This is a genomic window from Methylobacterium sp. WL12 (assembly GCF_008039475.1).
Lineage (GTDB): Bacteria > Pseudomonadota > Alphaproteobacteria > Rhizobiales > Beijerinckiaceae > Methylobacterium > Methylobacterium cerastii.
In genome coordinates this window covers 1-26,102 of the sequence record NZ_VRUW01000052.1, presented here as the reverse complement: position 1 = coordinate 26,102, position 26,102 = coordinate 1, and the positions used below count along the sequence as shown (strand labels likewise).

General features: G+C 71.5%; 24 protein-coding genes and 1 pseudogene. 10 read left to right on the top strand and 15 right to left on the bottom strand.

The window, feature by feature from the left end:
• The first annotated feature begins 158 nt into the window (after window positions 1-158).
• The 5 genes from FV226_RS18025 to nudC all read left to right on the top strand — a co-directional run bounded on the left by FV226_RS18025 (window position 159) and on the right by nudC (window position 4,367).
• A complete protein-coding gene (locus tag FV226_RS18025) occupies window positions 159-1,253 on the top strand; it encodes an acyltransferase (protein ID WP_246691646.1) in 1,095 nt (364 codons plus the stop codon).
• Window positions 1,254-1,337: 84 nt separating this feature from the next.
• Window positions 1,338-2,201 (top strand): universal stress protein, encoded by an 864-nt coding sequence (locus FV226_RS18020; protein ID WP_147763966.1) that lies wholly within the window; start codon window positions 1,338-1,340, stop codon window positions 2,199-2,201.
• 91 nt (window positions 2,202-2,292) lie between these two features.
• Entirely contained in the window at window positions 2,293-2,925 is a 633-nt protein-coding gene (locus tag FV226_RS18015; RefSeq protein WP_246685515.1) for a hypothetical protein, read from the top strand.
• Between the two features lie 109 nt (window positions 2,926-3,034).
• On the top strand, window positions 3,035-3,448 hold the full coding sequence (locus FV226_RS18010; protein ID WP_147752462.1) for an HIT domain-containing protein: 414 nt from the start codon (window positions 3,035-3,037) through the stop codon (window positions 3,446-3,448).
• Window positions 3,449-3,455: 7 nt separating this feature from the next.
• Window positions 3,456-4,367: an NAD(+) diphosphatase gene (gene nudC / locus FV226_RS18005; RefSeq protein WP_147763965.1), complete on the top strand. Its 912-nt coding sequence runs from the start codon at window positions 3,456-3,458 to the stop codon at window positions 4,365-4,367.
• An 83-nt stretch (window positions 4,368-4,450) separates the two neighbouring features.
• On the opposite strand, the gene FV226_RS18000 is transcribed toward nudC, so the two are convergent.
• Both FV226_RS18000 and modC read right to left on the bottom strand, forming a co-directional pair.
• On the bottom strand, window positions 4,451-6,193 hold the full coding sequence (locus FV226_RS18000; protein WP_147763964.1) for a GGDEF and EAL domain-containing protein: 1,743 nt from the start codon (window positions 6,191-6,193) through the stop codon (window positions 4,451-4,453).
• A 370-nt stretch (window positions 6,194-6,563) separates the two neighbouring features.
• Window positions 6,564-7,664 (bottom strand): molybdenum ABC transporter ATP-binding protein, encoded by a 1,101-nt coding sequence (gene modC, locus FV226_RS17995; RefSeq protein ID WP_147763963.1) that lies wholly within the window; start codon window positions 7,662-7,664, stop codon window positions 6,564-6,566.
• A 62-nt stretch (window positions 7,665-7,726) separates the two neighbouring features.
• Between modC and FV226_RS17990 the strand changes: the two genes are divergently transcribed.
• Window positions 7,727-8,383, top strand: a complete 657-nt coding sequence (locus FV226_RS17990; RefSeq protein ID WP_147763962.1) for a glutathione S-transferase — start codon at window positions 7,727-7,729, stop codon at window positions 8,381-8,383.
• A gap of 26 nt (window positions 8,384-8,409) precedes the next feature.
• Here the strand turns inward: FV226_RS17990 and modB are convergent, their stop codons facing one another.
• Together modB and FV226_RS17980 are read right to left on the bottom strand one after the other, a co-directional pair.
• Window positions 8,410-9,102, bottom strand: coding sequence for a molybdate ABC transporter permease subunit (modB, locus tag FV226_RS17985; protein ID WP_147763961.1), 693 nt, complete (start codon window positions 9,100-9,102; stop codon window positions 8,410-8,412).
• A gap of 90 nt (window positions 9,103-9,192) precedes the next feature.
• A complete protein-coding gene (locus tag FV226_RS17980) occupies window positions 9,193-9,399 on the bottom strand; it encodes a hypothetical protein (protein ID WP_147752447.1) in 207 nt (68 codons plus the stop codon).
• Between the two features lie 202 nt (window positions 9,400-9,601).
• Here FV226_RS17980 and FV226_RS17975 point away from each other — a divergent pair, with 202 nt between their 5' ends.
• The 3 genes from FV226_RS17975 to FV226_RS17965 all read left to right on the top strand — a co-directional run bounded on the left by FV226_RS17975 (window position 9,602) and on the right by FV226_RS17965 (window position 14,689).
• Window positions 9,602-10,537, top strand: a complete 936-nt coding sequence (locus FV226_RS17975) for a 50S ribosomal protein L11 methyltransferase (RefSeq protein ID WP_147763960.1) — start codon at window positions 9,602-9,604, stop codon at window positions 10,535-10,537.
• A 66-nt stretch (window positions 10,538-10,603) separates the two neighbouring features.
• A complete protein-coding gene (locus tag FV226_RS17970) occupies window positions 10,604-12,409 on the top strand; it encodes an aminopeptidase P family protein (protein ID WP_147763959.1) in 1,806 nt (601 codons plus the stop codon).
• A gap of 120 nt (window positions 12,410-12,529) precedes the next feature.
• Window positions 12,530-14,689: a protein-disulfide reductase DsbD domain-containing protein gene (locus FV226_RS17965; protein ID WP_147763958.1), complete on the top strand. Its 2,160-nt coding sequence runs from the start codon at window positions 12,530-12,532 to the stop codon at window positions 14,687-14,689.
• On the opposite strand, the gene phoB is transcribed toward FV226_RS17965, so the two are convergent.
• The 6 genes from phoB to pstS all read right to left on the bottom strand — a co-directional run bounded on the left by phoB (window position 14,686) and on the right by pstS (window position 20,257).
• Window positions 14,686-15,387 (bottom strand): phosphate regulon transcriptional regulator PhoB, encoded by a 702-nt coding sequence (phoB, locus tag FV226_RS17960; RefSeq protein ID WP_147752451.1) that lies wholly within the window; start codon window positions 15,385-15,387, stop codon window positions 14,686-14,688. The two genes, FV226_RS17965 and phoB, sit on opposite strands and share 4 nt — an antisense overlap.
• A 62-nt stretch (window positions 15,388-15,449) precedes the next feature.
• Window positions 15,450-16,163, bottom strand: coding sequence for a phosphate signaling complex protein PhoU (phoU, locus tag FV226_RS17955; protein WP_147763957.1), 714 nt, complete (start codon window positions 16,161-16,163; stop codon window positions 15,450-15,452).
• Window positions 16,164-16,194: 31 nt separating this feature from the next.
• Complete coding sequence (pstB, locus tag FV226_RS17950) at window positions 16,195-17,013, bottom strand: phosphate ABC transporter ATP-binding protein PstB (RefSeq protein WP_147752453.1); 819 nt, start codon at window positions 17,011-17,013, stop codon at window positions 16,195-16,197.
• Window positions 17,014-17,063: 50 nt separating this feature from the next.
• The gene (pstA, locus tag FV226_RS17945) at window positions 17,064-17,954 is read right to left on the bottom strand and encodes a phosphate ABC transporter permease PstA (RefSeq protein WP_147752454.1); all 891 of its coding nucleotides are present in this window, start codon (window positions 17,952-17,954) and stop codon (window positions 17,064-17,066) included.
• Window positions 17,955-17,965: 11 nt separating this feature from the next.
• Entirely contained in the window at window positions 17,966-18,946 is a 981-nt protein-coding gene (gene pstC, locus FV226_RS17940) for a phosphate ABC transporter permease subunit PstC (RefSeq protein ID WP_147763956.1), read from the bottom strand.
• A 270-nt stretch (window positions 18,947-19,216) separates the two neighbouring features.
• Window positions 19,217-20,257 carry a phosphate ABC transporter substrate-binding protein PstS gene (pstS, locus tag FV226_RS17935; RefSeq protein WP_147763972.1) on the bottom strand — a complete coding sequence of 347 codons (1,041 nt, stop codon included), beginning with the start codon at window positions 20,255-20,257 and terminating at the stop codon, window positions 19,217-19,219.
• 312 nt (window positions 20,258-20,569) lie between these two features.
• Between pstS and FV226_RS17930 the strand changes: the two genes are divergently transcribed.
• Window positions 20,570-20,827 (top strand): hypothetical protein, encoded by a 258-nt coding sequence (locus FV226_RS17930; RefSeq protein WP_147763955.1) that lies wholly within the window; start codon window positions 20,570-20,572, stop codon window positions 20,825-20,827.
• An 89-nt stretch (window positions 20,828-20,916) separates the two neighbouring features.
• On the opposite strand, the gene FV226_RS17925 is transcribed toward FV226_RS17930, so the two are convergent.
• The 5 genes and pseudogenes from FV226_RS17925 to FV226_RS17905 all read right to left on the bottom strand — a co-directional run.
• Window positions 20,917-21,129, bottom strand: a complete 213-nt coding sequence (locus FV226_RS17925; RefSeq protein WP_147752457.1) for a hypothetical protein — start codon at window positions 21,127-21,129, stop codon at window positions 20,917-20,919.
• A gap of 133 nt (window positions 21,130-21,262) precedes the next feature.
• Window positions 21,263-22,936, bottom strand: coding sequence for a DNA repair protein RecN (gene recN, locus FV226_RS17920; protein WP_147752458.1), 1,674 nt, complete (start codon window positions 22,934-22,936; stop codon window positions 21,263-21,265).
• A gap of 179 nt (window positions 22,937-23,115) precedes the next feature.
• Window positions 23,116-23,994, bottom strand: coding sequence for an outer membrane protein assembly factor BamD (locus tag FV226_RS17915; RefSeq protein ID WP_147763954.1), 879 nt, complete (start codon window positions 23,992-23,994; stop codon window positions 23,116-23,118).
• A gap of 250 nt (window positions 23,995-24,244) precedes the next feature.
• Window positions 24,245-25,192 carry a UDP-3-O-acyl-N-acetylglucosamine deacetylase gene (gene lpxC, locus FV226_RS17910; RefSeq protein WP_147763953.1) on the bottom strand — a complete coding sequence of 316 codons (948 nt, stop codon included), beginning with the start codon at window positions 25,190-25,192 and terminating at the stop codon, window positions 24,245-24,247.
• Window positions 25,193-25,680: 488 nt separating this feature from the next.
• A pseudogene (locus FV226_RS17905) lies at window positions 25,681-26,102 on the bottom strand (cell division protein FtsZ); the annotation flags it as partial.

The following is a 26,102-nucleotide window of genomic DNA, read 5'->3' as shown; positions in this document are numbered from 1 at the left end:
ACGGCGGCAGCACTTCACTGGACCAACGATGACGATCGCCCATGGTTCCTCTGGTCTTGGCTGACCTTGCCGGGGCGGCGGCGCGCGAAGCCGCGCTTGATCGACCTCGCGACAGCGGCCATGCCTGCGCCGTCCCGTCCGCCGCGAGGCCGCCGCCCGTGAAGCTCATCGCGATCCAGATCCTGCGCGCGGCGGCGGCCCTGCTCGTGGTGATGCACCATGCGCAATCCGAGGCGGCCGCCCTGGCGCAGCGGACCGGCCAGGCCTTCGCGCCGAGCGTGCTGCTGCCCTGGGCCGGCGGCGTCGACGTGTTCTTCGTGATCTCTGGCTTCATCATCGTCCACGCGGCCGCTCCCCACGCCGCCGGGCCGCACGGCCGGCGGCGCTTCCTCGCCCACCGGATCGCGCGGGTGGTGCCGCTCTACTGGCTGGTCACCGCCCTCTACCTCGCGGTCGGGCTGGCGGCGCCGGCCGCCCTCAGCGGCGCCGGCGGCCCGCTCGACGCCGGATCGGTCGTCGCCGCGTTCCTGTTCTGGCCGGCTGCGCGGGCGGACGGCGCGGTGCAGCCGGTCTACGGCCTCGGCTGGACGCTGAACTGCGAGATGGCTTTCTACGCACTCTTCGCGGTCGGGCTCGGCTGGGGCCGACGGCCGCGTGTGGCGTGGCTCGTGGCGGCGCTCGCAGGAATCGTTCTGGCGGGGGCATGGCTGCGGCCCGCTTCGGTGCCGCTCGCCTTCTGGTCGAACCCGGTGATGCTGGAATTCGCCCTCGGTGCCCTGATCGCGCTGACCCGTGACGAGGGGCTGAGGCTGAGGGAGCCGGCGCGGGCGGCGCTCGCGCTCCTCGGGCTCGGCCTGCTCTGGCGCGCCGCGCAAGGAAGCGCAGACCTCGACGGATTCTGGCGCCCGCTCGCCCTCGGCATCCCGGCGGCCTGCCTGGTCGCCGCCGCCGCGCTCGGCCATGCGCGGGCGGAAGGCGGGCGGCGATCGTCGATCGTGTCGGCGCTCGCCGCTTTGGGCGACGCCTCCTACGCGCTGTACCTCGTCCACCCCTTCGCCCTGCGCGCCTTGCGCGAGGTCTTGGTGCGCGCGAACCTCGCGGCCCTGCTCGACCCCTGGGCCGCGCTCGCCCTGATGCTGGCGGCCAGCGTCGCGGCAGCGCTCCTCGTCCACGCCTTCGTCGAGCGCCCGATGACGCGGCTGGCCCGCGCGCGCCTCGATCCGGCGCCCGATCCGAGTCCGAAAACCGTGTGAGCGCCGGGGGACGGCGAGTTTCCCGCCGCCGCGATCCGCATTAGCGTCGCCCCAACGATGGCGAACCCCAAACGAGGCGACGCGATGAAGACCCTTCTGGTGCCGATCGCGCTCCACGACGCCCTGCCCTCGGTGCTGGAGACGACGCGCCTCGTGGCGCAGCGCTTCGGCAGCCTGATCGAGGGCGTGTCGCTGCGGCCGGCGCTCGCCGAGTACGTGCCCGTGGACATGGTCGGCGGCATGACCTGGCTGCGCGACGAGGAGGCCGACCGCGCCGAGGCCGAGGAGGCCGGCGGCCGCTTCGTCGCCTTCATGGACGCGGCCGGCATCCCGCGCCATGCCCGCGACGGCCTCTGCGTTCCCGAGAACGTCGCCGGCGCCGGCGCCCGCTACCGCTGGCGCCAGGACGTGCCGGCGGGCGACGCCTTCCTCGGGCAGTACGCGCGCCTGTTCTCGGCCACGATCGTCGGGCGCCCGGGCGCCGCCGACGGCACGCCGCGCATGACCACCCTGGAGACGGCCCTGTTCGAGGGCGGGCGCCCGATCCTGGTGGCGCCGCCCACCCCGCCGACGCGGTTCGGCGACGCCATCGTCGTCGCCTGGAACGGCTCGACCGAGACCGCGCGGGCGGTCGCCTTCGCGATGCCGCTGCTGCGGGCGGCCTCCCGCGTGCTGGTGCTCAGCGTCGAGGGCGGCACGGTGCCGGGCCCGAGCGCGGAGGACCTTGCCCGCTCGCTCGCCTGCGAGGGCGTGGCGGCCGAGCACAGGGCGCTCCCCGCCGGGCGCCGGACGCCGGGCGAGACCTTCCTCGCCGAGGCCAAGGCCTTCGGCTCCGACCTGCTGATCAAGGGCGCCTACACCCAGAGCCGCTTGCGGCAGATGATCTTCGGCGGGCCGACGAGCCACCTCCTCGCCCACGCCGACCTGCCGATGCTGATGGCGCACTGAGCGCGGGACGCGGCGTCGCGGCTGGAACCTCGGCCGTAAGCCCGGCGTTCGCGCCTCGCCGGCCATCCAGGTCGATCGAGGGCTGACCACAGTGATCCGAGCTTATCTGATCGCGCTCGCGCTGAGCGCGACCTCCGTCGCGGCGCAGGCCCAGGCCCCGCAGGCCCCGACCTCCGCCCTGCAACCGAAGGAATCGGTCGCCCGCTACCACGGCACCGTCGAGGCCCGCGACGCCGAGTCTGTGCGGATCCGGCGCCCGGACGGCGAGACGGTCACCGTGCTGATGAACGTGAAGACGCGCCTGTTCATCGCCACCGCCGGGCGGCTGCGCGACATCAAGCCGGAGAGCTACGTCAGCATCGTGTCGGTGCCCGGCCCCGACGGGAAGCCGAAGCCGATCAAGGTCGCGATCTACTCGCCGTCGGAGCGCGGCTTCGAAGCCGGCACCAAGCCCTGGGACGCCGCCCCCGACGCGCGGCTCACTGCGGGCTGGATCGGCGGGCTCTCGCTCGATGCGCCGCGCGAGGTCGAGCTGGTCTACGAGGGCGGCAGCAAGACCTTCACCATCCCGCCCGGCACGCCGACGGCGCAGATCGCGCCGGGCGAGAAGGCCCTGCTGGTCCCCGGGGCCGACGTGGTCGTGCTCGCCCGCAAGGATGCCGAGGGCGTCGTCAACGCCGACCTCGTCGCCGTCGGCCGGTCGGGGACCGAGCCCACCTTGTGACATCCCGCACGACGCGACGCCGGCCGCCCTCCCCGACCGGCGACCTCTGATCGCAGGCCAGCGATGAAGGCATGGCGCCGGGCGGGTCGCCCGCGCTACATCGCCTGGCATGACCGACTTCACCCTCGATCCCCGGCTCGCCGCCGACACCGTGCCGGTCGGCGACCTCGGCCTCTGCTCCGTCCTGCTGATGGACGACGCACGCTTCCCGTGGCTGATCCTAGTGCCGCGCCGGCCCGGGCTGAGCGAACTCACCGACCTCGCCGCCGACGACGCGGCCGCACTGTGGCGCGAGGTGCACCTCGCCACGGGCGTGATGCAGGCGCTGGCCAAGCCCGACAAGGTCAACGTCGCGACGCTGGGCAACGTGGTGGCGCAGCTCCACGTCCACGTGGTTGGGCGCTTCCTGTCCGATCCGGCCTGGCCTGGCCCGGTCTGGGGCTTCGAGACGCGCAAGCCCTATCCGCATCACGCCCGCGCGCAGCTCGCCGAGCGCGCCGGCGCCCAGTTCGCAGCAGCCTGAGGTGGCGATGCCCGATCCGTTCGCGACGCTCGGCTTCACGCAGAGCCGGCTCGTCCGCCATTCCTCGGAGCAGCCGGAGGACGCGGTGCCGGCCTCCGACACACCGGACACCGGCCTCGTGCTGATGGCCGGCGACGCGCTCGTGCTGCGCGGCGGCAGCGCGATCCTCTCCGCCGAGGACGGCGCGCGGGCGAACCCGCTGATCACCCAGGAGCGGATCTTCCTCGGGCACGTCGAGGGGCGACCGATCTTCGCCGCGGTCGCGGCTCCCGAGGCGGCCGAGGCCTATGCCGACGACACCTTCCGGACGCTGGACCTGCGCACCATCGCCACCGAGGGCGCGGTGCCGCAGCAGGAGCTCGGCCTGCTCGCCACCGCCAAGTCGATGCTCGGCTGGCACGGGCGCAATCGCTTCTGCGCCAATTGCGGCACGCAGACCCTGTTCCGCGCCGGCGGCTTCCGGCGGGAATGCCCGACCTGCGCCGCCCACCACTTTCCGCGCACCGACCCGGTGGTGATCATGCTGATCCGTCGCGGCGAACGCTGCCTGCTCGGGCGCGGCCCGCACTTCAAGGAGGGGATGTACTCGTGCCTCGCCGGCTTCCTCGAGCCGGGCGAGACGATCGAGGCCGCGGTCGCGCGCGAATCCTACGAGGAGACGCGGGTGCGGGTGTCCTCGGTCGCCTACCACACCTCGCAGCCCTGGCCGTTCCCGTCCTCGCTGATGATCGGCTGCACGGCGGAGGCCCTGGACGAGACCATCGTCACCGACCCCACCGAACTCGCCGACGCCCGCTGGTTCGACCGCGCCGAGGTGCTGGCGATGCTGGAGCGCCGCCACCCGGACGACCTGTTCGCCCCGCCGGCGATGGCGATCGCCCACGTGTTGATGCGCGTCTTCGTCGACGGGCGGGCGTGAGGGTCGAAACCCGTCGTTCGCCACCGACTGCAAACGCCCGGAATCCGTGAACGCCGACCAGCTTGCCGGTTTCCCCCAGGCGATCAGCTCGCGATCTTCCGGCGGGGACCGAAACCTTGGAGAAGATCCTCGAACTGCGCCGCCGGCAGCGCCTTTGCGTACAGGAATCCCTGACCCTGCTTGCAGCCCATTTCGAGCAGCCGCGCCTCCTGGTCCGCGGTCTCGATCCCTTCCGCGATGATGTCCAACCCGATGTCGTTCCCGATCTGGATGATGGAGCGCACGATCGCCGCATCGTGCTGATCGGTCATCAGGTCCCGGACGAATCCCCGATCGATCTTCAGGCGCGTCAGCGGGAAACGCTTGAGCGAACTCAACGAGGCGTAGCCGGTCCCGAAATCGTCGAACGAGATGCCGACTCCGCGACGATGCAGGTCGCGAAACGGGCGAAGGACAGGTTCGTCGACCTTCAGGAAGATCGTTTCGGTGATTTCCAGCTCCAGCATCTCCGGGCTCAACCGGTGCCGCTGGAGCGCGTCGGCGACGTCCGATGTCAGCGTCCCCGACCGGACCTGGGCGGTGAACAGGTTGACGCCCATTTTCCGGATCGGGAGCCCGGCGTCGCGCCAGGCCGCCGCCTGCCGACAGGCTTCGTCGAGGATCCAGCGTCCGACCTCGAGGGCCAGGGGGTGCTCCTCGAGCTGCGGCAGGAAGGCGCCCGGATACAGCAACCCGCGTTCGGGATGCCGCCACCGCAGGAGGGCCTCGGCCCCGTTGATGCACCGGTTCTCGAGCGCCACCTGCGGTTGGTAGTGGAGCACGAACTCGCCGGCCGCGACCGCCCTGCGCAACTCCGACTGCATCGCCAGCCGCGAAAGCAGCGCGCTCCGCATCTCGGGCTGAAACAAGCGGAAGACACGCTTGCCGTCCTGCTTCGCGCGAAACAGCGCCAAGTCCGCGTTGCCGACGAGTTCGCCCGCCGACAGGCCCTGCGTCGGGCTGATGGCCCCTCCGACGCTGACGCCCAGATGGAAGGTATGACCTAAGACGCAGAACGGTGCCGCGAAGGCTTCGAGAAGCGCGGCGGCACCGGCTGCGACCTTCAGTGGATCGGTGGCGCCCGGCAGCATCACGGCGAACTCGTCGCCGCCGAACCTGGCGAGGATCGCATCTCCACCGAGCCAGGCCGGCAGACGGATGGCGAGGGTTTGGAGGACGGCGTCGCCGGTGCCGTGCCCGCAACTGTCGTTCACCTCCTTGAACCCGTCGAGGTCGAGCATGAGGACGCACGTGGCCTGACCGGCGACGAGCCGCGCGTCGAGCGTCTCTTCGAAGGACGCGCGGTTGGGCAACCCGGTGAGCGTGTCGTGATGCGCGAGCCTGACCAGATGCGCGTCGCGGGCGCGCCATTCCGAGATGTCGCGCATGATCGCCCCGAAGCCGAGGCCGAAGCGGTCTCTCCAGATCGACAACGTGAATTCGGCCGGAAACTCGCTGCCGTCGCAACGTCTCGCCGTGACCTCGATCGTTCGGCCGGCCATCCGGGAGGGCTCGTTACGGACCATGCGGGCCAAACCCGCCGCGTGGCTGGCGCGAAACCGTTCAGGAACGACGACATCGATGTTTTGGCCGAGCATCGCGCCGGGTCCGTATCCGAAGAGCGCCTCGGCCGCATCGTTCACGAAGGTGATACGACCGCTGCTGTCGTTGGTGATGAAAGCATAGGTGGCGGCCTGTACGAGTCCCAAAGCGCCCGCCACTCTGGTGTCTGAAGAGGCCGGGCCTTGAAGACCGAATGCTTGTTCGTTCGCGTCGATGCCGGTCATCACTTCAGCTCAATGGAATCCACGCATTGCGAAGAAGCAATATGTCACGGTAATCAAATCGAATTAAACATTTGTTTCAGCCATTTCGACTGATCGGGTTCACTAAATATGACTTTTATCCTATAAAAAATGTCGGTGCCGGTGCGGAAACCGGGCCGAAAACACGTGAACTGACATCCCGTGAACGCTCGCTTCCAACCGAACGAAGCGATTTCTGCGGCTGCCTCGGGTCGAGGACGAACGACATCGCGGGTTGATCCTCCGCTACGAGAGCCTGTTCCGCGATCTTCGGATCATGGAAGGCGATCGAACCCGCCGTGCAGCCGTATGACCTTCGCGCGAGCCGGCGTCCGTCTCGCGCGAAAGTGCCTCAGATCTCGATCGCCCGGCGCCCGCCCATCCCGGCGGGATCGAGGGCGACGCTCTTGATCACCGCGTGGACCGGGCGGCCGACCGCGAGGTCGAGGTCTCGGACGGCGGCGCCGGTGAGGCGGGCGGCGAGCACCGCGCCGCCGCAGGCGATCTCCACCATCACCGCGTGCCCGTCCGGGATCAGCGCGGCGACCCGGCCGGACAGCACGTTGCGGGCGCTGAGGCCGATCGGCACCGCGGTGGCGACCAGCACGTCGCGGGCCGGCACCCGCACCCGCAACGCGCTGCCGACGGCGCGCGGCAGCAGCGGCACGAGCAGCCGCCCGGCGGCGCCTTCGAGGCGGGTCAGGCCGGATTCCGGGTCGTGCCCGGCAACGGTCATGTCGAGGAGCGCGCCGGCCTCGGCCTCGTGGACCGGGACGAGGTCGGCCCGGCGCAGGATCGCCTCGGCCGGGCCGCAGGCGGCGACGCGGCCGGCCTCCAGCACCACCACGGTGTTGGCGAGCCGGGCCACCTCGCCGACCGCGTGGCTGACGTAGACGATCGGGATGCCGGCCTCGTCGCGCAGCCGCTCGATGTAGGGGAGGATCTCGCCCTTGCGCGCCTCGTCCAGCGCCGCCAGCGGCTCGTCCATCAGCAGCAGGCGGGGCTTGGCCAGCAACGCACGGCCGATGGCGACGCGCTGGCGCTCGCCGCCGGAGAGGCCCGCCGGCCGCCGGTCGAGCAGGTGGCCGACGCCGAGCATGTCGACCACCGCGTCGTGCTCGGCCCGGTCCGCCCTCTGGCCGGAGAAGAGCCGACCGTAGCCGAGGTTGCCCCGCACGCTGAGGTGCGGGAACAGGCGCGCGTCCTGGAACACCAGCCCGATCCGGCGCCGATGCACCGGCAGGGCGATGCGCCGCTCCGTGTCGACCAACGTCTCGCCAGCGACGACGATGCGGCCGCGATCGGGGCGGCTCAGCCCGGCGATCAGGTCGATCAGCGTGGTCTTGCCCGAGCCCGAGCGGCCGAACAGGGCGGTGAGCCCGGCCCCGGCCTCGAAGGCGGCGTCCAGCGTGAACGCCCCCCGGCGCAGGGCGACGGCGACGGCGATCGTCATGCCGGCCGGCTCCTTCGCGGCGTCCCCGCGTTGTGCGACGACACCCTCACGGAAGGCCGCGCATGATCATCGTCCACCACCTGGAGAACAGCCGCTCGCAACGGGTGCTCTGGCTGCTCGAGGAGCTCGGCCTGGACTACGACGTGAAGCGCTACGCCCGCGACCGCGAGACCATGCTGGCGCCGCAGGAACTCAGGACGATCCACCCGCTCGGCAAGTCGCCGGTGATCACCGACGGCGCCGTGACGGTGGCGGAATCCGGCGCCATCGTCGAATACCTCACCGCCCGCTGCGGCGGCGCCCTGGTGCCTGCCCCCGGCACGGAAGAGCATCGCCGCTACACCTACTGGCTCCACTACGCCGAAGGCTCGGCGATGCCGCCGCTCCTGCTGAAGCTGGTCTTCTCGCGCCTCGCGCCGGGCAGCCCCGCGCTGGTGCGCCCCCTGGTGCGGGGGATCGCCAAGGCGGTCACGGCCAAGTTCGTCGACCCGGAGCTGCGCCGCCACGCCGCCTACTGGGAGGGCGCGCTGGCCGACCGACCGTGGTTTGGCGGCGACGCCTTCACCGCCGCCGACATCCAGATGAGCTTCCCGCTCGAAGCCTTCGCCGCGCGCGGCACCGGCGCCGGCGCGCGCCTGACCGACTGGCTCGCCCGCATCCACGCCCGCCCGGCTTACCGGCGCGCGCTGGAGCGCGGCGGGCCGTATGCCTATGCGTGAGTCGGGGTGGGATCGCAGCATCCCCGTCACCCCGCCCCCAGCCGCCGCCCGATGCGGCGGGCCAGAAGTTCGGACAGCAGCAGGGCGGCCATCGACAGGGCGACCGAGATCAGCGTGAGGCGCAGCGCCCCGGCCTCGCCGCCGGGCACCTGCGTCAGCGTGTAGATCGCCGCCGGCAGGGTCTGGGTCTCGCCGGGGATGTTCGAGACGAAGGTGATGGTGGCGCCGAACTCGCCCATCGCCTTGGCGAAGGCGAGCACCGCGCCGGCGAGGATGCCGGGCAGGCTGAGCGGCAGGGTCACCGTGAGGAACACCGCCAGCGGTCGGGCGCCAAGCGTCGCGGCCGCCTGTTCGAGGCGGGCGTCCACGGCCTCGATCGACAGGCGCATCGCCCGCACCATCAGGGGAAAGCCCATGACCGCGCAGGCGAGCGCCGCCCCGGTCCAGCGGAACGCGAACACGATCCCCACCTCGGCGAGCCACCCGCCGACGAGCCCGCGCCGGCCGAGCGCCAGGAGCAGCAGGTAGCCGGTGACGACGGGGGGCAGGATCAGCGGCAGGTGGACCAGCCCGTCGAGCAGGGCGCGCCCGGGAAACCGCCGCCGGGCGAGAAGCCACGCCACGGCGATCCCCGGCAGCAGGCTCGCGAGCGTCGCGACGGCGGCCACCTTCAGGCTCAGCGCCACGGCGGTCCACTCGTCGGGCGTCAGGTCGAGCAAGGATGGGTCGTCCGGTCCGGGAGGCGCCGCGGACCGTCGCGGCCGCTCGATAAGCAGCCTTGGACGGGGGATGCGCGGCGCGCAAGCGGCTCAGGCGCCGGTCTCGTCCTTCGTGCCGGGCTTCGCCTCCTCGGCGCGGTGCAGGCGGCTCAGCAGCACGAGGAGCCGGCCCGGCAGCGGCGTCTCGAGGGCCTCGGCCCCGAGCAGGGCGTCGCGCGGCCGGGCCGGCTGGCGCCGGCGCCGGGCGAGGCCGTTGAGGACGACCGGCCGGGCAACGGAAGGTCTCGACTTGGTCACGCGGACGCACCCTCGATGAACGAACGACTCGGACGACAATGCGGAGTGGCGACGTGGTGGCCTGACCGAAACCGTTGCACGCCGAAGCCGGTTCCGGGGGTCGATATGATGAACGCGTGAACAATCTGCCGCATTCCCAGGCGGTTTTGCCGCGGTTCGATCCGCTTGTGGCGGCTCCGATCCGAGGGTGGTAGAGGCGGCCATGCTCGAAGGCCTGCACCCGAACCGCCCGACCCACGTCCTGCAGCTGATGACCGACGAGCGGTCGGCGCGCACGATGACCGACCTGCTGGGCGAGATGTTCGACCCGACGGAGACGGCGGTGGCCGCCTTCGAGTCCGAGGACGGGGTGACGTGGCGGCTCGAGGCCTACTTCGCCGACGCGCCGGACGAAGATTACATCCGCGACCTGATCCGCCCCGTGGTCGGCGCGAAGGCGGACGCCGCCGAGTTCCGCACCGTCGACCAGAAGGACTGGGTCCGCGCCTCGCTCGAAGGCCTCGTACCCGTGCGCGCCGGACGCTTCCGCATCCACGGCTCGCACGACCGCGACACCGTGCGGCCGAACGAGCTCGCCATCGAGATCGAGGCGGCGCTCGCCTTCGGCACCGGCCACCACGGCACGACGCTCGGCTGCCTCAAGGCCCTGGTGGACGTGCTCAAGCGTGGCCGCCCCGGCCGGGTGCTCGACGTCGGCACCGGCACCGGCATCCTCGCTTTCGCCGCCGCCCAGGCATTGCGCCGCCCGGTGATCGCCGGCGACCTCGACGGCGAGGCGGTGCGCACCGCCCGCGCCAACGCCCGCGCCAACGGGCTCGGGCCCTACCTCAAGCTCTACGAGGGCCCGGGGGTGCGCAACGCCATGGCCGCGCGGACGCGCCACTTCGACGTCGTCTTCGCCAACATCCTCGCCCGCCCCCTGCGCGGCCTGGCGCCGACGCTCTCGGCGGTGGTGGCCGAGGGCGGCGTGCTGGTGCTCTCGGGGCTGATCGAGCGCGACGTGGCCGGCGTGCTCTCGGCCTACCGCCACCAGGGCTTCCACCTCGCCTCGCGGGGCACGATCGAGGGTTGGGTCGCCCTGGTGCTGCGCCGCGGCGGGGCGGCGCCGCGTCCGCTGGCCGGGTCCGCCCGGCGCTGAACCCATCCGGGTCGAACGGCCCGCGTTCGGTTGCCCGCGGGGTGCCGCCGGCGATACCGTGGGCGCATGACCCGCACCCGATTCCAGACCTTCGACAACCCGAGCCACCGCAAGGGGCCTGAGCGCGTCGCGGCCCTCCGCGCCGCCTTGCGCGAGGCTGGAATCGACGGCTTCGTCGTGCCCCGCGCCGACGAGCACCAATCCGAATACGTCCCGGCCAACGCCGAGCGGCTCGCCTGGCTCACCGGCTTCACCGGCTCGGCCGGCACCGCCGTGATCCTGGCCGAGGCCGCAGCACTCATGGTCGACGGGCGCTACACCATCCAGGCGCCGGAACAGGTCGACCCGGGCGTCGTCACGGTCGTTCCCCTCGCCGAGAGCACCGCCGAGGCCTGGATCGGCCGGACCCTGCGGCGCGGCGCAGTGCTCGGCTACGACCCGTGGCTGCACACCCCCGACGGGGTCGCCCGCCTCGAGCGCGCGGCCGCCAAGGCCGGCGCCTCGGTGAAGGCGCTATCGGAGAACCCGGTGGACGCGGTCTGGGCCGGCCGCCCGAAGCCGCCGGCGGGCCGCGTGATCGCGCATCCGCTCGACTTCGCCGGCGAAACCGCGAGCGACAAGATCGCGCGCATCCGCGTGGAGCTGGAGGCCGGCCAGTGCGACGCGCTGGTGATCTCCGATCCCCACAACCTCGCCTGGGCGTTCAACCTGCGCGGCGGCGACGTCGGGCACACGCCGCTGGCGCTGGGCTACGCCATCCTGCCGCGCGAGGGGCGGCCGCGGCTGTTCTTGGTGTCGCACGACGTGACGGAGGAGGCGCGGGCGGCGCTCGCCCCGGTCGCCGACATCGCCTCGCGGGACGACTTCGAGCCGGCGCTCGGCGAGCTCGCCGGCAAGCGCGTGCGCCTCGACGCCGCCACCGGCGCCGCCGCCCTGAAGGAGCGCGTCGCGACGGTGGGCGGCACCCCCGATGTCGGCCCGGACCCGATCACCGCGATGAAGGCGGTGAAGAACGCCGCCGAGATCGCCGGCGCCCGCGCCGCGCACCGGCGCGACGGGGCGAGCGTGGTGCGTTTCCTCGCCTGGCTCGACGGGCAGAGCCACGTCACCGAGGTCGCCGCGGTGGAGGCGCTGGAGGACTTTCGCGCGGACGGCGGCGACCTGCGCGACGTCTCGTTCCCGACGATCTCCGGCTCCGGGCCGAACGGCGCGATCGTGCATTACCGCGTCACCCGCGCCACCGACCGGCGGGCGGAGCCGGGCGAGCTGTTCCTGATCGATTCCGGCGCGCAATACCCCGACGGCACCACCGACATCACCCGCACGGTCGCGGTGGGCGCGCCGAGCGCGGAGATGCGTGATCGCTACACCCGCGTGCTGCGGGGCCACGTCGCCATCAGCCGCGCGGTCTTCCCCAAGGGCACCACAGGCGCGCAGATCGACACCCTTGCGCGCCTGCCGTTGTGGGAGGCCGGCCTCGATTTCGACCACGGCACCGGCCACGGCGTCGGCGCCTTCCTCTCGGTGCACGAGGGCCCGCAGCGCATCGCCAAGACCGGAACCGTCGCCCTGGAGGCGGGGATGATCCTCTCCAACGAGCCGGGCTACTATCGCGCCGGGGGCTACGGCATCCGCATCGAGAACCTCGTCCTCGTCGAGCCCTGCGAGGTGCCCGGCGGCGAACGCCCGGTGCTCGGCTTCGGGACCCTGACGCTGGCCCCCTACGACCGCCGCCTGATCGTGCCGGAGATGCTGAGCCCGGCCGAGCGCGCCTGGATCGACGCCTACCACGCCCACGTCCGCGACGTGCTCGACCCGGACCTCGACCCGGAGACGCGAGCCTGGCTGGAGCGGGCGACGGTGGCACTCTGAACCCAGGATCGATCCTCCGCGCGGCACCCGGACGCGCCGTCGCGATTTTACCCTCCGCCTGTTCGCGCCTATGACCAGAGCAGCGTGAAACCGTCGTGGACGGTCGCGCGAAGGGACCGCATGCTCCGTCTTCTCGCCCTCCTCCTATCGCTGCTCGCCGGGCCCGTCGCGGCCCAGGGCTTCAAGCCGCCGGCCGACCTCGTGCGGGCGAGCCTCGTGGCGGAGCCTGCGGCAGTGGCCGGCGCCACGCCGTTCACCGTGGCCATCCGCATGGCGATGAAGCCGGGCTGGCACGTCTACTGGCGCAACCCCGGCGATTCGGGCCTGCCGCCGGAGGTGACCTGGACGCTGCCGGCCGGCTTCTCGGCCTCGGCGATCCAGTGGCCGGCACCGCACCGCATCCCGATCGCGACGCTGATGAACTTCGGCTACGAGGGCGAGGCGATTTTGCTCGTGCGGGTGACGCCGCCGCCGAGCCTCGACCCGGCAGCCCCCGTGACGCTTGCGGGCAAGCTCACCTATCTCGTGTGCGAGAAGGAATGCATCCCCGGCTCGGCCGACCTCGCCCTGACCCTGCCGGTCGCCCGCGAGGCCGCGGCCGATCCGGCCAACGCCGCGCTGTTCGTGCGTGCCCGCGCCGCCCTGCCCAAGGCCTCGCCGTGGCCGGTGCGGCTGTCGAGCCAGGGCGACCGCCTCGCCCTCGACCTCGACGCGCCGGGCCTCGCCGCGGACAGGCTCCGCGCGGTGGCGTTCTTTCCCTATTCCGAGACGGCGATCGAGAACGCCGCGCCGCAGCCCTTCACCGTGGACGCGGCCGGCCTCCACCTGACGCTGACCCGCGCGACGCCCACCGACGCCGCGCCCGAGAGCCTGCCCGGCGTGCTGGCGATCGAGGAGGAGACCGGCGACGGTCTCGTCCGCCAGGCCTTCGCGCTGGGCGACGAGGCGCCGCTCGCGGCCGGCAGCGCGATGCCGAGCGTGGCGCCGGCGATCCCGCGCACCGAGCCGGCCGAGACCCTGACGCTCTGGACCGCGGCCGGCCTCGCGCTGCTGGGCGGCCTGATCCTCAACCTGATGCCCTGCGTCTTCCCGGTTCTGTCGATCAAGGTGCTCAGCTTGGTGAAGCATTCCGGCGAGGCGCCAGGGCGGGTTCGCCTGCACGGGCTCGCCTACACGGCGGGCGTGCTGGCGGCGTTCCTGGCGCTGGCCTCGCTGCTGATCGCGCTGAAGGCCGGGGGAGCCGGGATCGGCTGGGGCTTCCAGCTGCAATCGCCCACCGTGGTGGCCGCCCTGGCCTACCTGCTCTTCGCCATGGGCCTGAGCCTGTCGGGCATGCTCCACCTCGGCGGGCGGCTCGCCGGCCTCGGCGACGGGCTGACCCGGCGGGCCGGGCTCGAAGGCTCGTTCTTCACCGGCGTGCTCGCGACCGTGGTGGCGACGCCCTGCACCGCCCCCTTCATGGGCTCGGCGGTGGGCTTCGCGCTGACGCAGTCGACGGCCGCCGGCCTCGTGGTGTTCGCGAGCCTCGGCCTCGGCCTCGCCCTGCCCTTCCTGGCGTTGACCCTGTGGCCGGCGGCGCTCCGCGCCCTGCCCCGCCCGGGCGCCTGGATGGACGTGCTGAAGCAGGCGCTGGCCTTCCCGATCTACGCCACGGTCGCTTGGCTGGTCTGGGTGCTGGCCCAGCAGGTCGGGCCGCAGGGCCTGCTCGCCGCGCTGATCGGACTGGTGCTGCTCGGCTTCTCCGCCTGGGCGTGGGAACTCGGCCGCGACGCGCGCCCGGTGCGGGCGCAGCTCGCCCGCGGCCTCGCGGTGCTCGCCGTCGTCGGCGTGGCGGCGCTCGCCCTCACCCTCGACCGCGACCGGATCGCGCCGGGCGCCCAGGCCAGGGCCGAGGGCGTCGAGCCGTTCACGCAGGCGCGCCTCGACGCGCTGCTGGCCGGCGGCCGGCCGGTCTTCGTCAACATGACCGCGGCGTGGTGCATCACCTGCCAGGTCAACGAGCGCACCTCGCTCGGGACGGCGGCGGTCGGCGCAGCGATGCGCGCCCGCGACGTCACCTACCTCAAGGGCGACTGGACCAACCAGAATCCGGAGATCACCCGCCTGCTCGAGCGCCACGGCCGCAGCGGCGTGCCGCTCTACCTGCTCTACGCAGGGCCAGGCGAGCCGACGGTGCTGCCGCAGATCCTCACCGAGGGCACGATGCTGAGCGCGCTGGACGCCGTGACGGCGACGGGCCGCAGCGCGGGGCTCGACGGCGCGGGAACGAAGGTGCCCTAATCTTCGCCCGAAAACGTCTCGTCGAAGGCGTAGCCCGAGCCGCGGACGGTGCGGATCGGGTCGGTTTCGCCGGTGCGGTTCAGGGCCTTGCGCAGGCGGCCGACATGCACGTCGACGGTGCGTTCGTCGATGTAGACGTCGTGGCCCCAGACGCCGTCGAGGAGCTGCTCGCGGGAATAGACCCGGCCGGGGCTCTGCATCAGGAATTCGAGCAGCTTGAACTCGGTCGGCCCGAGATGGATCTCGCTGCCCGCCCGGCGCAGGCGGTGGCTGTCGCGGTCGAGCTCGATGTCGCCGGCCTCCAGGAGGTTCGCGACATGGGTCGGCTTGGCCCGGCGCAGCAGCGCGCGGACCCGGGCCAGGAGCTCCGGCACGGAGAACGGTTTGACGATGTAGTCGTCGGCCCCGGTCCCGAGGCCGCGGATGCGGTCGCCCTCCTCGCCGCGCGCCGTCAGCATGATGACCGGCAGGGACGCCGTCTCGCGCCGCGCCCGCACCCGGCGGCACAGCTCGATTCCCGAGAGGCCGGGCAGCATCCAGTCGAGCAGGATCAGGTCCGGCACCTGCTCCTGCAGGCGCAACTCGGCCTCGTCGCCGCGGGCGGCGGAATCGACCTCGAAGCCCTCGGCTTCGAGGTTGTAGCGCAGGAGGGTGGTGAGCGCCTCCTCGTCCTCGACGATCAGGATCCGCGTACGCATGCAGGGCACTCCCGGGCGGGCCGCCCGACTTCCTTGGCCGCCGTGAGACGCCGACAGGCGTCTCAGGCGCCGGGCGTCACCGTCGCGTAGTTCGACGCGTCGTTCTTCGGGCGGTCGCCGGCGAGGTTCTCGCCGGTGGCGAGATAGTGGATCGTCTCGGCGATGTTGGTGGTGTGGTCGCCGATGCGCTCGACGTTCTTGGCGCAGAACAGCAGGTGCGTGCAGAACGAGATGTTGCGCGGATCTTCCATCATGTACGTCAACAACTCGCGGAACAGCGAGTTGTAGAGCGCGTCGATCTCGCCGTCCCGCTCCCAGACGTTGTGGGCCGCCGAGATGTCGCGGCTGGCATAGGCGTCGAGCACGTCCTTGAGCTGCTCCTGCACCAGGTCGCTCATGTGCTGCACGCCGAGCACGATCTTCTGCGCCTGGGCCTGGTCGCTGATCGCGACGACGCGCTTGGCGATGTTCTTGGCGAGGTCGCCGATGCGCTCGAGGTCGCCCGAGACGCGGATCGCCGAGATCGTCTCGCGCAGGTCGATCGCCATCGGCTGGCGCCGGGCGATGAGCAGCACCGAGCGTTCCTCGATCTCACGCTGGAGGGTGTCGAGGCGCTTGTCGGCGAGGATCACAGCCTGGGCGAGCTGGGTGTCGCGGCGAACGAGGGCGTCGGTCGCCTCGGTCATCATCTTCTCGGCGACGCCGCCCATCTCGGAGATCGAGCGGCGCAGGTCCTCGAGGTCGGTGTCGTAGGACGTGACGATGTGGCCGGGCATGGGCTTGGTCCTCGATCGATCCGTATGCGGCTCAGCCGAAGCGGCCGGTGATGTAGTCCTGGGTCTGACGCACGGTCGGGTTCATGAAGATGCGGTTGGTCGGACCGACCTCGATGACCTCGCCGAGATACATGAAGGCGGTGAACTGCGAGATGCGCGCGGCCTGCTGCATGTTGTGGGTCACGATGACGATCGTGAACTCGCTGCGCAGCTGCTCGATCAGCTCCTCGATGCGCCCGGTCGAGATCGGGTCGAGGGCCGAGGTCGGCTCGTCGAACAAGATCACCTCGGGGCTCTGGGCCACCGTGCGGGCGATGCACAGGCGCTGCTGCTGGCCGCCGGAGAGGCCCATGCCGGACTGCTTGAGCTTGTCCTTCACCTCGTCCCACAGGGCGGCCTTGCGCAGGGCCGACTCGACGCGGCCGTCGAGCTCGGATTTCGGCAGCTTCTCGTAGAGGCGCAGGCCGAAGGCGACGTTGTCGTAGATCGACATCGGGAACGGCGTCGGCTTCTGGAACACCATGCCGATGCGCGAGCGCAGCTCGTTCAGGTCGACGTTGGCGTCGAGCACGTTCTGGCCGTCGAGCAGCACCTGGCCCTCGGCGCGCTGCTCCGGGTAGAGGCTGTAGATCCGGTTGAAGGTGCGCAGCAGGGTCGACTTCCCGCAGCCGGACGGGCCGATCAGGGCGGTGACCTGGCGGTCGTGGAAGTCGAGGTTGATGTTCTTCAGGCTATGGAACTGCCCGTAATAGAAGTTCAGCTCCCTGGCGGCGATGCGGATGGGCGCGTGCTCGTCGGCCGGGTTCCGGCCGTCGAACTGGGAAGCGCTGATCGCGGGGGCGGCGTTCATCGTCGTGTTCCTCGTGGGTGCCGGCGGCGGGTTCAGGGTCCCCATGGACATCAGCGCGCGGTCTGCGGCTTGATGACGAAGCGGGCGACGACCGAGAGCAGCAGGATCGTCATGGTGATCAGGAGCGCGCCGGCCCAGGCGAGCTGCTGCCAGTTCGGATAGGGCGAGAGCGCGAACTGGTAGATCATCACCGGCAGGTTCGCGACGCCGCCCATCAGGTCGCGGCTGAACCAAGAGTTGTTGTTGAGCGCCGTGAACAGCAGCGGCGCGGTCTCGCCGGCGATGCGGGCGAGCGCCAGGATGATGCCGGTGACGATGCCGGCAGACGCCGCCCGCCACGTCACGCTGCGGATCACCGTCGACATCGGGGCGCCGAGCGCCACGCCGGCCTCGCGCAGCGTCCCGGGGACGAGGCGCAACATGTCCTCGGTGGTGCGCACGATCACCGGCGTCGCGATGATCGCCAGCGCCACGCCGCCGGCCCAGCCCGAATAGCTCCCCATCGGCCGCACCATCAGGGTGTAGACGAACAGGCCGATCAGGATCGAGGGCGCGGAGAGCAGGATGTCGTTGAGGAAGCGGATCACCTCGGCGAGCTTCGAGCCGCGGCCGTACTCGGCGAGGTAGGTGCCGGCCATCAGGCCGATCGGCGTGGCGACGAGGATGCCGATGCCGGTGAGCACCAGGCTGCCGAGGATGGCGTTGGCGATGCCGCCGCCTTCCGAGCCCGGGCCGGGCGTCGGCTGGGTGAACAGCAGCGGCGAGAACCCGCGCGCGCCCTCGATGATCAGCATCAGGAGGATCGAGCCGAGGACGACAGCGCCGAGCACGGTGGCAAGGAGGCAGGCGAGGCGCAGGGTGCGGTCGGCGACCCGGCGGCTGCCGCGGATGCGGGTCGGCTTGAGGGCCGGCGCGGGACGGATCGTGTTGTTGGCGTCCACGACGGGCTCCCTCAGGCGACCTTGACGCGGCGCGTCAGGAAGCGGGCGATGATCAGGACGACGAAGGTGATCGCGAACAGGATGCAGCCCAAAGCCATCAGCGAGTTCAGCTGCAGGCCGTCGGCCTCGTTGAACTCGTTGGCGATCCGCGAGGCGATGGTCGAGCCGGGGTCGAACACCGAGGCCGAGAGCCGGTTGGCGTTGCCGACCACGAAGGTCACCGCCATGGTCTCGCCGAGCGCGCGGCCGAGGCCGAGCATGATCGCGCCGATGATCGAGACGGAGGCCTGCGGCAGCAGGACGTGGCGGACCACCTCCCAGGTGGTGCAGCCGATGCCGTAGGCGCTCTCGCGCAGGATCGTCGGGATCTGGTCGAGCATGTCGCGGGCGATCGAGGCCACGAACGGCACGATCATGATCGCCAGGATGATGCCGGCGGTGAGCACGCCGACGCCCGAGGGCACGCGGGCGTAGAGCAGCGTCCCGACGATCGGCAGGCCCTCGACGACGTTCGAGACCGGCATCTGCACGAAGCGGGCGAAGAACGGGGCGAAGATGAACAGGCCCCACATGCCGTAGATGATGCTCGGCACCGCGGCGAGCAGCTCGATCGTCATGCCGACGGGCTTGCGCGCCCAGCCGGGGCAGAGCTGCGTCAGGTAGATCGCGATGCCGAGCGAGATCGGCACGCCGATCACCAGGGCCAGCAGCGCCGAGGCGAGGGTTCCGGTGACGGCGACGAGGGCGCCGTACTGCTCCGTGCCGATGTTCCAGGCGCTGGAGGTGAGGAAGCCGAAGCCGAACTCGCGGAAGGCGGGCCAGCCGCCGTAGAGGATCGACCCGAGGATGCCGGCGAGCACCACCAGCACCAGCAGGGCCGAACCGTAGGAGGCGGCGCGGAACAGGGCGTCGAGGCCCTTGCTCGGCCCCTTTCGCGAGCGCGTGCTCGTGCCGGCGCGCGTCAGGGCGATCTGTTCGGTCAAGGCGGTCATCCGCGGTTCTTTTCACCGTCTGGGGTGGTAGCGCGCCGTGCGGCCGGGCGCGAGGGCGAGACCGGATGCGAGTGAGACCGGATGGGAGGAAGCCGGTCCGCTCGGGAGTCGGGGGGGGGGGGGGGGGGGGGGGGCGCCCCCCCCCCCCCCCCCCCCCGGGGGGGGGCCCGCGGGGGGGGGGGGGGGGGGGGCCCCCCGCGGGGGCCGGGGCCCCCCCCCGACGAGTCGACGATCGAGGCGCGCGGTGGAGTCCGCCCCGCGCCGTCGGCCTCACATGCCGAGGACGGGCTTCCCGTCCTTGCCCTTCACCTGCTTCCACTCCTCGTGGATCAGGCCGACGACGGCGTCCGGCAGCGGAACGTAGTCGAGGTCGGAGGCGAGCTTGTCGCCGTTCTTGTAGGCCCAGTCGAAGAACTTCAGCACGTCGGCGGACTTCGCCGGGTCGGCGGCCTCCTTGTGGACGAGGATGAAGGTCGCGGCCGTGATCGGCCACGCATCCTCGCCCGCCTGGTCGGTGAGCGTGATGCCGAAGCCGGGCTGGCTCTTCCAGTCGGCGCTGGCGGCGGCGGCCTGGAACGCCTTGTCGTCCGGCTGCGGGAACTTGCCGGCCTTGTTGCGGATCAGCGCGTAGCTGAGCTTGTTCTGCTTGGCGTAGGCCGACTCGACGTAGCCGATGGCGTTCGGGACCTGCTTGACGGTGGCGGTGACGCCCTCGTTGCCCTTGCCGCCTTGGCCGGCGGGCCAGCTCACGGTGGTGGCGGCGCCGAACTCCTTCTTCCAGCCCTCCGAGACCTGGCTGAGGTAGGTGGTGAAGATGTTCGTCGTGCCCGACGCGTCCGAGCGGTAGACCGGGGTGATGTTGGCGTCGGGCAGCTTCAGCCCGTCGTTCAGCGCCGCGATCTTCGGGTCGGACCACTTGGTGATCTTGTTGGCGTAGATGTCGGCGATCACGTCGCCGGTGAGCTTGAGCTTGCCCGGCTCGATGCCTGGGATGTTCACGACGGCGACGACACCGCCCATCACGGTCGGGAACTGGACGAGGCCGTCCTTCTCCAGGGCCGGACCTTTCAGCGGCGCGTCGGTGGCGCCGAAGTCGACCGTCTTGGCCTGGATCTGCTTGATGCCGCCGCCCGAGCCGATCGACTGGTAGTTCAGGCCGGTGCCGGTGTCCTTGCGGTAGGCTTCCGCCCACTTGGAATAGACCGGGAACGGGAAGGTCGCACCGGCGCCGGTGATGTCGGCGGCGAGCGCCGGGAAGGCGAGCTGGGTCGTCGCGAGGCCGAGGGCGAGCGCGTAGGTGAAGGGTTTCACATCGATCTCCGTCATCCGTCGAGCGCGTCCGAGGGGCGCGGATCCGCAGGTGCGGAATCGCGCCGGCCGTCCGGCAGTCCGGCGGCCGCAGCCGCCTGGCTCGACACCGCCGCGGTTAGGACACGCAGATGACAGCCGCATGACACGGGCGGCTTCGGCGCCGCGGCGACCGGGATCGCCGCGAAATCAGCTTGGGATCTGTTCGGGATCGCTTGGCGATGGCACGCTTTGCCGGGTTCGCGCGTTCTCCGTTCGATCCGGGCTCGGTCGTCGGCATTCCGCCGCGGCTCGCCCGGTCGGAAAGACGTTCCCGTGCCCCACGATTCGCCTGCGGCGCCGACGCGTGCGCCGCGTCCCGACGACGGCACCTTCCAGGCCCTCCACGCCGAGCGCGAGGCCTTGGAGCGCGACTTGGCCCTGGCGAAGGCGCGGCAGAACTTCAGTACCGAGCCCGGCGAGGCCGAGCGCGCCCGAGCCGACGAGGCTTCGATGCTGATGAGCCTGGACCGCTTGCTGACGCGCATCCGCGCCGCCGAGTATCAGCGGCGCCCGGGCGCAAAGCGCTGGTAGGTGGCTTGAGGCGTCCTTACGGCTCGCTGCGATGAGCCAGAAAGGTTGCGCCGGTCGCCTTGCGGCCCGGGCTTTGCCCCCTGCCCGCTTCAGGCGCTGCGGCGCAGGTCGCGTTCTTTCTGGCGCAGGCGCAGCAGCAGGTCGACCTGGGAGTCCGGGATCGGCTGCTTGTCGACGCTGCCCTCGTAGACGGTGCGCAGGGTCTGACCAAGATGGTGGGTGTCGACGCTGGCAGCGCCGCGATGCGACGCGAGGCCCTCGCGCGACGGGAGGACTTCGAACTTGGCTGCGGCCTGATGCATGGTCCCCCCCGAAGTAGGACGTTGCCGGCGTACGCGAATCGCTGTCGCCACCGGATCGCATCAGTGTCGGTCCCGATGGTTAAGAAGGTGTTAACCTTAACCGACGGTTTGCGGGGATGGTCGGAGCGTCGCCCTAGACGGCCGCGCCTTCGAGCAGGCGGGCCGCCGCGGCGCGGGCCTCGTCGGTGACGGTGGCACCCGCGAGCATGCGGGCGATCTCCTCGCGCCGCGCGGCGACGGGGAGCGAGGCGACGCGGGTGGCGACGCGGCCGGCGCCCTTCACCGCATCCTTGGCGATGAGGAAGTGCGTGACGGCGCGCGCCGCGACCTGGGGCGCGTGGGTCACCGCCACGACCTGCACGTCCCGGGACAGGCGCGAGAGCCGCGCGCCGATCGCGTCGGCCACCGCGCCGCCGACGCCGGTGTCGATCTCGTCGAAGATCAGCGTCGGCGCCGAGCCCTTGTCGGCGAGCACCACCTTCAGGGCGAGCATGAAGCGGGACAGCTCGCCGCCCGAGGCCACCTTCATCATCGGGCCGGCCTTGGTGCCGGGGTTGGTCTGCGCCCAGAACGCGACGCGGTCGATCCCGGCGGGGTCGCGCGATTCGGGATCGGTGACGATCTCGGTGATGAAGCGCGCGCGCTCGAGCTTGAGCGGCGGCAGCTCGGCCTGCACCGCCGCGTCGAGCGCCTTGGCCGCCCGGCGGCGTCCGGCGCTGAGCTTTTCCGAGGCCTTGGCGTAGGCCGATTCGGCCGTGGCCAGCGTCGCCTCGAGGCCGGCCAACGCCTCTTCGCCGGCATCGATCGCCGCCACGTCCGCCTCGTAGCGCTCGCGCAGAGCCGCGAGGTCGTCGGCGGCGACGTCGTACTTGCGGGATGCCGCGCGCAGGGCGAACAGGCGCTCCTCGACGCGCTCCAGCTCGCGCGGATCGAACTCGGCCTCGGACACCGCGGCGTCGAGGACGGCGCGGGCTTCGTCGAGGGCGACGAGGGCGGCGTCGAGCGCCGCGACGCAGGGCTCGACCAGCGCCGGCAGCTGCGCGGCGCGGCGCTCGAGCTTGCGGATGGCAGAGGAGAGCTGTGGCACGCTCGAATGCGAGCCGCCGACGGCGGCCAAAGCGTCGTTCAGCTCGCGCGCGACCTTCTCGCTCTGCTGCATCACCGTGCGGCGCTCGGCCAGCGTCGCCTCCTCGCCTGGCTTCGGATCGAGGGCCGCCAGCTCCTCGACCGCGTGACGCAGGAAGTCGGCTTCGCGGCGGGCGGTCTCGACCCGGGCGCGGTGCTCGGCGAGCGTCGTGCGGGCGGTCTTCACCGTCTTGGCCGCCTTCGCCACCGCGTCGAGCGGGCCGCTCAGGCCTCCGAAGGCGTCGAGGATGGCGCGGTGGGTGGTGACGTCGGCGAGCGCCCGGTCGTCATGCTGGCCATGGATCTCGACCAGGGCCGCGCCGATCGCGCGCAGGACCTGCACGCCGACGGGCTGGTCGTTCACGAAGGCACGGGTGCGCCCGTCGGCCATCTGCGTGCGCCGCAGGATCAGGTCGCCCTCGGTGTCGATCTCGGATTCCGCGGCGATCCGCCGGGCTGGGTGGTCGAGGCCGACGTCGAACACCGCGGTGATGCCGCCCTGCGCCTCGCCGTGGCGCACGAGGGAGCCGTCGCCGCGCCCGCCCAGCGCCAGGCTGAACGCGTCGAGAAGGATCGACTTGCCCGCGCCGGTCTCGCCGGTGAGCACGCTGAGCCCGCTGGCGAAGTTCAGGTCGAGCTTGTCGATCAGGACGATGTCGCGGATCGCGAGCTGCACCAGCATGCCGCGCCTTCGTGCCTCCGGCTCCCCGTCCGTCGATCCGGACGGGTGCCCCAAACTTTACGGGAAATACGAAGCCGTCATGTAGGCCGATGCCGGGCCGATCGCACCCCCGAAATGCGAAACGGGCGGAGCCGAAGCCCCGCCCGCGCTTTCGCGTCCCGTCGTGATGCGCGGGCGGCCTACTGGGCGGCCGCGGTCCGGCCCATTACCGAGGTGTAGATCTTGCTGAGGAACGAGCCCTTCTCCTCGCGCGGCTCGAGGCCGCCGTTCTGCAGGAGGGCGTGCGCGTCCTTGTACCAGGGGCTGTCGGGGAAGTTGTGCCCGAGCACGGCGGCCGAGTTCTGCGCCTCGGCGACGATGCCGAGCGCCATGTACGCCTCGGTCAGCCGCTCCAGCGCCTCCTCGGCGTGGCGGGTCGTCTGATACTTGCTGACCACGTCGCGGAAGCGGTTGATCGCGGCGGGGAAGTTGCGGTGCTCGAGGTAGTAGCGCCCGACCTCCATCTCCTTGCCGGCGAGCTGGTCGCGGGTGATCTGGATCTTGGCCTTGGCGTCGGTGGAGTATTCCGAGGTCGGATACTTCTGGACGAGCTCCTGCAGCGCGACGAGCGCCTTCTCGGACCGGTCCTGGTCGCGGGTGACGTCGGGGATCTGCTTGTACTGCGACATCGCCATCAAGTACTGGGCGTAGGCCGCGTCCTTGCTCGCCGGATGCCGCTGCAGGTAGCGCTTCGAGGCGGTGATCGCGTCGTCGTACTTCTGGCCCTCGTAGTTCGCGTAGGCCGTCATCAGCAGCGCGCGGCGCGACCAGTCGGAATAGGCGTACTGCTTGTCGAGCGAATCGAACTTCTTGACCGCGCCCTCGTAGTCGCTGTCCTCGATCTTCGCCAAGCCCTCGCTGTAGAGTTTGTCGGCCGGCGTGTCCTGCACGACCTCGGGCTTGTACTTCTCGGCGAACAGGTTGGTCGGGTCGAGGGCGTCGCAACCGCCGAGACCGAGGCCGAAGGCGGTGATGAGCACGGCCGCCGCCGCTCCGCGGGTCCGAAGGGTCACAGGCATTGGCGGTTCTTCCCCCGAACGGGCGCGTCCTCGCTTCGGAGCGCCGTTGAGCCATCATGGGTTCATGTCGGCGCCGGCACTCTACCGGGTCCGGGCGGCCACCGCATCCCGGACTGCCGCGCACTTCACGGACGATTCACCGTGGCGGCAGATTCGGGCATGAAAGCGGCGGTTCCGCGCCCGCGCGGATCGGCGGGCGGCTGTGTCTTGCAGGCCACATCGCCCGGAGGCGGCAGGCCGGAAGGGTCTCTCAGAGGTCGCCGGCGAAGGCGGCGATGCCGAGCCCGGCGCCGAATTCGGCGAGCGCGGTCTCGCGGCGGGTCCCCTGCGCCTCGACGATCGCGTAGTTCGCGCGCTCGGCGAAGAGGGCTTCGAGGATGCCGACGTTCATGCGGTGGCCACCGCAATAGGAGCGGTAGGCCCCCTGGAGCGGCAGCCCGGCGAGCGCCAGGTCGCCGACGGCGTCGAGGAACTTGTGACGGACGAACTCGTCGGCGAAGCGCAGGCCCTCGGGGTTGACCACGTCGGTCTCGCCGACGGCGACGGTGTTCTCGAGGGACGCGCCGAGGGCGAAGCCCGCCTTCCAGTAGCGCTCCACGTCCTTCATCATGCCGAAGGTGCGGGCGGGCGCGATCTCGCGGCGGTAGGCGGCGGCGGTGAGGTCCATCGCCTTGCGCGAGCGGCCGATCACCGGGCTTTCGAAATCGATCTCGACGTCGAGGCGGAAGCCCCGGTCGATCGGGCGGAGCTCGGCGAAGGCGGCGCCGGCCTCGATGCGGACGTGGCGGAGGACCTTGATCCAGCGGCGGGCGGTGCCGGTCTGGGCGATGCCGACGGCGTCGATCGCCTTGACGAAAGGAAGCGCGCTGCCGTCGAGGATCGGCATCTCGGGCCCGTCGATCTCGACGAGCGCGTTGTCGACGCCCAATCCGTAGAAGGCGGACATCAGGTGCTCGATCGTGGCGACCGCCCCGGAATCGACGTCGCCGATCACGGTGCAAAGCTCGGTCGCGGAGACGCAGGCGTGGTGGGCCTTGATGAGTCGGTCGTTGCCGGAGGCCATTCCGGTGCGGAGGAAAGCGATACCGTGGTTCGCGGAAGCCGGGCGCAGCGTGATCGCAACCGGGTTTCCGGAATGGACGCCGATGCCGCTCAGCACGGCCGCGCCCTTGAGTGTTGTTTGTTGGTTCGTCCGCATTCCTTAGCCCTCGGCCGCGATCCGGCCACGCCACCGCGCGTATCGCGTTGTGACAACGCCTTCCGATCCGTCCGCTGCTTGAAGCCCCTGCGTGCGGCGTCGGTCCGAAAACCGCGCCGCTATTCGTTCGTTCGAGATTTTTATAGCTGCGGCGCACAGCCCGGCCAAATCACGCTTTCTTACGCTGTGTTACAGACACGCTCGCGCCGCGATCTCCGGAATATCGTTCCGGTTCAACGTGTTAAGGAATGGTTAACACGCCTACAACCAAGCGCTCGCGCTGTGTCCTGCGCGCACCACGCCCCCCGCCCGAACGCCGGGACGGGGCCGCGCCGAGCGGTTTTGCGACGAAAATCACCGGCGGCGCCCGGAAAATAGGCCACTCCATGTTGCAACGCAAAACGCCCCGGCACGGGTGCCGGGGCGGAAATCGCGTCGCGCGACGAGGTCCGCGGGCGTTGGCCCGCGGGGCTTCGGGGATCGCCGGATCAGTTGGCCTGGCGGCGCAGGAAGGCCGGGATCTCGAGCTGGTCGTCGTCCATCATCCGCGGCTGGGGCGCCATGCGGCCTTGCGCGTCGAGGTTGCCCTGCGCCGGGCGGTAGGTCGGGGCGACCGGAGCATGGACCCGCGGGGCCGGCGGCATCGGAGCCTGGACCTGCGGCTGGGCGCGGGGCGCCGGCGCCGGCTCGGCTTCCTCGCGGCGGCCGCCGAAGCCGACGGTCGCGAGGCGGCGGAGCAGGCTGGTGCGCTTGGTGTCGCCGTGGTTCTCGACATGCTCTCCGCGGCTTGCCGCGATCTGGGTCTGGGCGATCGGCGGCAGCTCGTGGATCTGCGGCATCCGCGGGGCGCGGGCGAGCGGGGCAGCGACCGGGGCGGCCGGGCGCGGCGGCATGAACGGGCCGGCATGGG